At 60.8% G+C, this 5,636-nt stretch carries 6 protein-coding genes; 1 reads left to right on the forward strand and 5 read right to left on the reverse strand.

Translation table 11 applies throughout. The features are described 5' to 3' along the window. The 5 genes from alaS to R3217_10095 form a co-directional block, all read right to left on the reverse strand. On the reverse strand, positions 1-2,258 hold a 2,258-nt coding region (alaS, locus tag R3217_10075; GenBank protein ID MDX1455792.1), incomplete at its 3' end, for an alanine--tRNA ligase. A gap of 59 nt (positions 2,259-2,317) precedes the next feature. After that, positions 2,318-2,809 (reverse strand): regulatory protein RecX, encoded by a 492-nt coding sequence (locus R3217_10080; GenBank protein ID MDX1455793.1) that lies wholly within the window; start codon positions 2,807-2,809, stop codon positions 2,318-2,320. 162 nt (positions 2,810-2,971) lie between these two features. Then, positions 2,972-4,057: a recombinase RecA gene (recA, locus tag R3217_10085; protein MDX1455794.1), complete on the reverse strand. Its 1,086-nt coding sequence runs from the start codon at positions 4,055-4,057 to the stop codon at positions 2,972-2,974. 220 nt (positions 4,058-4,277) lie between these two features. Next, the gene (gene thpR / locus R3217_10090; GenBank protein MDX1455795.1) at positions 4,278-4,814 is read right to left on the reverse strand and encodes an RNA 2',3'-cyclic phosphodiesterase; all 537 of its coding nucleotides are present in this window, start codon (positions 4,812-4,814) and stop codon (positions 4,278-4,280) included. 53 nt (positions 4,815-4,867) lie between these two features. Continuing rightward, a complete protein-coding gene (locus R3217_10095) occupies positions 4,868-5,347 on the reverse strand; it encodes a CinA family protein (GenBank protein MDX1455796.1) in 480 nt (159 codons plus the stop codon). A gap of 224 nt (positions 5,348-5,571) precedes the next feature. Between R3217_10095 and R3217_10100 the strand changes: the two genes are divergently transcribed. Next, positions 5,572-5,636: hypothetical protein (locus R3217_10100; protein ID MDX1455797.1), on the forward strand; the 65-nt coding region annotated here is incomplete at its 3' end.

Raw genomic sequence — 5,636 nt, forward strand, 5'->3', positions numbered from 1 at the left:
CCGGTGGCCAGTTGACTGCGAAGCTTGTCGACTTCCTTTTCCAGCTTGCGGGACTTGTCCAGCAACTGCTCGATACGACCTTCGACTTCATCCTTGCCCGCCTTGACGCTGGCTGCGATGCGAGCGAGTTGCTGCTCCTTGTCGCGGATGAAGGCCAGTGCACCGTCGCCGGTCACGGCCTCGATGCGACGCACGCCGGATGCAATGCCGGATTCCGAGGTGATCTTCATCAGGCCGATGTCACCGGTGCGTTCAACATGCGTGCCACCACAAAGCTCGACCGAGAATTCGCCGAACTTGAGGACACGCACCTCGTCACCGTACTTTTCGCCAAACAGTGCCATGGCGCCCGACTTGATGGCGTCGTCATACGACATGACGGCCACTTCCGCCGGCAGGTTGCGACGAATCTCGACGTTGACCATGTCCTCGACTTCGGCGATTTCTTCCGCTGTCATCGGCTGGGTGTGCGAAAAGTCGAAACGCAGGCGATCGGCTTCGACCAGCGAGCCTTTCTGCGTGACATGCTGGCCGAGCACATGCCGAAGCGCGGCATGCAACAAGTGCGTGGCAGAGTGATTCAGCATGGTCGGCGCGCGGGTTTCGCGGCGGACGCTGGCTTTCAATTCATCGCCCACTGACAAGGCGCCACCGGTCAGCTTGCCGAAATGCACATGCGCCGCGCCGCGCTTTTGCGTGTCGGCGACGTCGAAACGGATACCCTTGCCTTCCAGTACACCCTGGTCACCGACCTGGCCACCGGATTCGGCATAGAACGGCGTGCGGGCAAGAATCACCGCGCCTTCCTCGCCATCGGCAAGCTGCTTGACGGCATCGTTGCCGCGGTAAAGCGCAACCACCTTGCTGCTGTCATCGAAACGGTCGTAGCCGGAGAACTCCGTCACGGCATCGGTCTTGAGTTCCTTGCCGTAATCGACCCCGAACTTCGATGCGCTGCGGGCCCGTTCGCGCTGCGCCTGCATGGCACGCGCAAAGCCTTCGTCATCGATCTCGAGTTCGCGCTCGCGTGCGATGTCAGCGGTGAGGTCAGCCGGGAAGCCATAGGTGTCGTAGAGCTTGAACACGACCTCGCCGGGGATTTCCCTGCCCGAGAGATCGGCAATGGCTTCTTCCAGGATTTTCATGCCCTGCTCGAGCGTTTCGGCAAAGCGTTCTTCTTCCTGCTTCAACGCTTTCTTTACCTGGGCCTTCTGCTTGCGCAACTCCGGGTAGGCATCACCCATCTCGGCATCCAGCGCATCGACCAGCGCATGGAAAAACGGTTCCTCCTGGCCGAGCTTGTAGCCGTGGCGAATGGCGCGGCGGATGATCCGGCGCAACACGTAACCACGGCCTTCGTTCGACGGCAGCACACCGTCGACGATCAGGAAGGAACAGGCACGAATGTGATCGGCGATCACCTTCAGCGAGTTGTGAGCGAGGTCCTTGCAGCCGGTTGCTTCGCTTGCTGCCTTGATCAGGCTCTGGAAGAGGTCGATGTCGTAATTCGAATGCACGTGCTGCAGGACGGCGGCAATGCGCTCCAGGCCCATGCCGGTGTCGACACAGGGCTTCGGCAGCTCGGCCATGTTGCCCTCGGCATCTCGATCGAACTGCATGAACACGATGTTCCAGATCTCGATGTAGCGATCGCCATCTTCGTCCGGCGAGCCCGGCGGACCACCAGCAACGTCTTCGCCGTGGTCATAGAAAATCTCGGTGCAGGGGCCGCAAGGACCCGTGTCGCCCATGGCCCAGAAGTTGTCTGATTCGTACTGCTTGCCGCCCGGCTTGTCGCCGATTCTGACGATGCGCTCGGCCGGCACGCCGATGTCCTTGGCCCAGATGTCATAGGCCTCGTCATCGGTCTCGTAAACCGTGACCCAGAGCTTGTCGGCCGGCAGGCCGAATTCCGTCGTCAGTAATTCCCAGGCAAAGCGAATGGCCTCTTCCTTGAAGTAGTCGCCGAAAGAAAAGTTGCCGAGCATTTCGAAGAAGGTGTGATGCCGCGCGGTGTAACCGACGTTCTCGAGATCGTTGTGCTTGCCGCCCGCGCGCACGCAGCGCTGCGAGGAGGTTGCGCGGGTGTAATCGCGCTTGTCCGCGCCCAGGAACACGTCCTTGAACTGCACCATGCCGGCATTGGTGAACAGCAGGGTCGGGTCATTGCCAGGCACCAGCGGGCTCGACGCCACGATCGAGTGACCCTGGTCCTTGAAGTACTGGAGGAACTTGTCGCGGATCTCGGTGGTTTTCATGCTGTTCGGATCTTTTTCTCTGGGTGTTGTTGGTTGCGTTCATCAGCCCGCGCGGGCACTCATTCTTCAAATAGGTCGCCTTTCAGGACACGGCTGATCTGCTCCATGCCGAAGCCCCGTCCCTGCAGGAACCGGGCCTGCTTCGCACGCTCGCTGTATTCTGCCGGAATTTCACGGCCAAATCGCTTCTGGCGCGCGCTTTCTGCCTGCGCCTGCCAGTCCACCTCGGCGGCGTCGATGGCGATATCGACGACCTCGCCATCAATCCCGCGACGACCGAGCTCCAGGCGAATCTTCATCGGTCCATCACCGCGGTTTACCCGCTGGTAGACGAACTGCTCGACGAAGCGCTCCTCGGACAACAGGCCCTCGGCCTCCAGGCCTGCCAGCACCTGCTCGATCACATCCTCGTCCAGACCGCGCTGACCAAGCTTGCGACCGATTTCCTGCCGCGAATGCTCGCGACGTGCCAGCATGCCCACCGCAATGCGGTTACCTGCCTGGACGGGTGTCTCGCCCTTGCGGACGGGGTTCTTTTCCTTGGCTCTCATTGGGCTGCCATGGCGTCAGGGCCTTGTTCCTATGTCTTGGTCCGTCTGTCTGTTGGCGGCGCAGTTCAATGCTTGAAACAAGCGCCAGATGGTAACAGACCGGCGCCCGCTAGCGGTGAGCTAGCCTGGCGCCGGTCCGGGTTCCCGGGAACCTGTCGCGACTTATTCGTCAGCTTCGACAGCTTCCTTCTCTTTCTTTTCCTGCTCGGCCGCCTTGGCCTCGGCTTCGGCCGCCAGCTCGGCCATCTTCTCCTTGGACGGCAGCAGCTTGTCGCGGACCTGCTGCTCGATTTCGTCGGCAACCTTCGGGTTGTCCTTCAGCCACTGGCGGACGTTTTCCTTGCCCTGGCCGATGCGGTCACCGTTGTAGCTGTACCAGGCGCCGGACTTGTCGATGATGTTCTCGCGCACGCCCAGCTCGATGATCTCGCCATGGCGGGAAATGCCCTCGCCGTAGAGGATCTCGAAGTAGGCCTCGCGGAACGGCGGCGACACCTTGTTCTTGACGACCTTGACGCGGGTCTCGTTGCCGAGGATCTCGTCGCCCTTCTTGATCGCGCCGATGCGACGGATGTCCATGCGCACCGAGCTGTAGAACTTCAGCGCGTTGCCGCCGGTGGTGGTTTCCGGATTGCCGAACATCACACCGATCTTCATGCGGATCTGGTTGATGAAGATCACCATGGTGCCGGACTTCTTGATGTTCGAGGTCAGCTTCCTGAGCGCCTGCGACATCAGTCGAGCCTGCAGGCCCATGTGGGAATCACCCATGTCGCCCTCGATTTCAGCCTTCGGGGTCAGCGCGGCAACCGAGTCGACAACTACCACGTCGACCGCACCCGAGCGCACCAGCATGTCGGTGATTTCCAGCGCCTGCTCGCCGGTGTCCGGCTGCGAGACCAGCAGGTCATCGACATTCACGCCCAGCTTTTCGGCATAGGTCGGATCCAGCGCATGCTCGGCATCGACGAAGGCTGCCGTACCGCCCTTCTTCTGGGACTCCGCAATGACCTGCAGGGTCAGGGTGGTCTTGCCGGAGGATTCCGGACCATAGATCTCGATCACGCGCCCCTTCGGCAGGCCGCCGACACCGAGTGCAATGTCCAGGCCCAGCGAACCGGTCGAGATCGCAGAGATGTTGTGGACTGCCGCATCGGCGTCGCCCAGGCGCATGACCGAGCCCTTGCCGAACTGCTTTTCGATTTGTGACAGCGCGGAGCTGAGTGCTTTTTTGCGATTGTCGTCCATTGTGCTTCCCGTCCATCGATGTAAATGATGACTGGACTGTATATCCAAACAGGGGTCTTGGGAAGGCTTAATACTTTGCTTATTGTCAAATAGCGCCAGTTTTTTTGATCTCTTTTGCTCGTTTGATGTTTTTTTAGCCATTTCATGCGGCTTCCGACCGCACGGCAAACCAAAGCAGCCCGTCCAGGTCGGTGACCTGATTTGACAATAAATCGATTAGTTACTTCAGGTCGAAACTGGCAATGACCTTGTACTCGGAATGCTTGCCACCCTTTTTCGGGTCGGCCAGCTCTGACTCGACCAATACGAAAGACTCGCTGGACCACTCGATGGGACTGATCAGGGAGGATTCCGGCTCGCTCTCGACCTTGCGAGCCAGGGTGACGTGCGGCCGGAAGGGCCGGTTCTCGTGCGGGAAACCCACACTGCCAAGCTCGGTGTTGAGATTCACGACCAGGCGCAGGAGATCGTCGTTGGCCTTCTGGCAACCCATCCAGAGCACCTCGGGGCCGGCCCAGTAACCGAGTCGATCCAGGGTGAACTTCTGGGGTACGCCATTGGCTGCCTTGGCCGCCTTCTTCATCTTGCGGATGTCGCTGCCGGAGGCATTCCCGAGGAAACGCAGGGTGATGTGGAAATTGTCCTCCGGTACTGCCTTGCCGCCACAGGCCTCGACCGCTTCACGGGACGCCGCCATCACGGCTTCACGGGTTGTCTCGTCGGGCCACAGAGCAAAGAACACGCGCTTGTCACTCATTATCAATTTCCCTTTGTTTGGCGCTGCCGAGCCAGGAACTCGACGTCATGGAATCAGAGCCATTCACCCAGTCGTCGGATGGCATGTTCAATGGTCGCCTCGCGCACGGCCTGGCGATCACCCTCAAACTGCTGCCTGTCGGTTTCGGTCTTGTCGCGACCAGCCCAGGCAAACCAGACCGTGCCGACCGGCTTTTCCTTGCTGCCACCATCGGGACCGGCGATCCCGGTAACCGCGACGGCAAGGTCGGCACCGCTGGCAGCCAATGCGCCCCGGGCCATGGCACGGGCGACCGCTTCCGACACCGCACCCTCGGCAGCCAGCAGTTCCGCAGGCACCCCGAGCAGGTTCATTTTCATTTCATTGGAATACGCAACAATCCCGCCTTCGAACCAGGCAGAACTCCCACTGAGGTCGGTCAGGACGCGGGCAATGCCGCCACCGGTACAGGACTCGGCCGTGGCCAGCCGCCAAGCCTTCTGCACCAGCCCCTCCCCCAGGCCATGCACCATGCTGTGAACGTCTTGCGGCATGTCTCCCCCTTGCATGCTGCGCCTGATGGTACCCCAAGCTCTGGCGCAATGCGCAGCAGCAGGGAAATTACCGCCGACACGCTTGCGACCATCACGCCGCCTGCATAGCATGGCAGGCTTCGCCGAGGGCCCGCCCCGCCATCGGCAGCACCCAGATAACGAAGAGACGCGATTCGACCATGGCCAAGCAGCCAGCCAGAAGCGGCAATGAACATACGCCCATGATGCGCCAGTACCTGGCCGTCAAGGAGCAACATCCGGACGAGCTGGTGTTCTATCGCATGGGCGA

It is taken from the genome of Gammaproteobacteria bacterium, assembly GCA_033720895.1.
Classification (GTDB): Bacteria; Pseudomonadota; Gammaproteobacteria; order Natronospirales; family JAJUFS01; genus JAWWBS01.

What these genes read in the sequence shown, in the direction of transcription:
- R3217_10080 (MDX1455793.1), bottom strand. Translation starts at nt 2,809, where the DNA reads ATGAGAGCCAAGGAAAAGAACCCCGTCCGCAAGGGCGAGACACCCGTC.
- recA (MDX1455794.1), bottom strand. Translation starts at nt 4,057, where the DNA reads ATGGACGACAATCGCAAAAAAGCACTCAGCTCCGCGCTGTCACAAATC.
- thpR (MDX1455795.1), bottom strand. Translation starts at nt 4,814, where the DNA reads ATGAGTGACAAGCGCGTGTTCTTTGCTCTGTGGCCCGACGAGACAACC.
- R3217_10095 (MDX1455796.1), bottom strand. Translation starts at nt 5,347, where the DNA reads ATGCCGCAAGACGTTCACAGCATGGTGCATGGCCTGGGGGAGGGGCTG.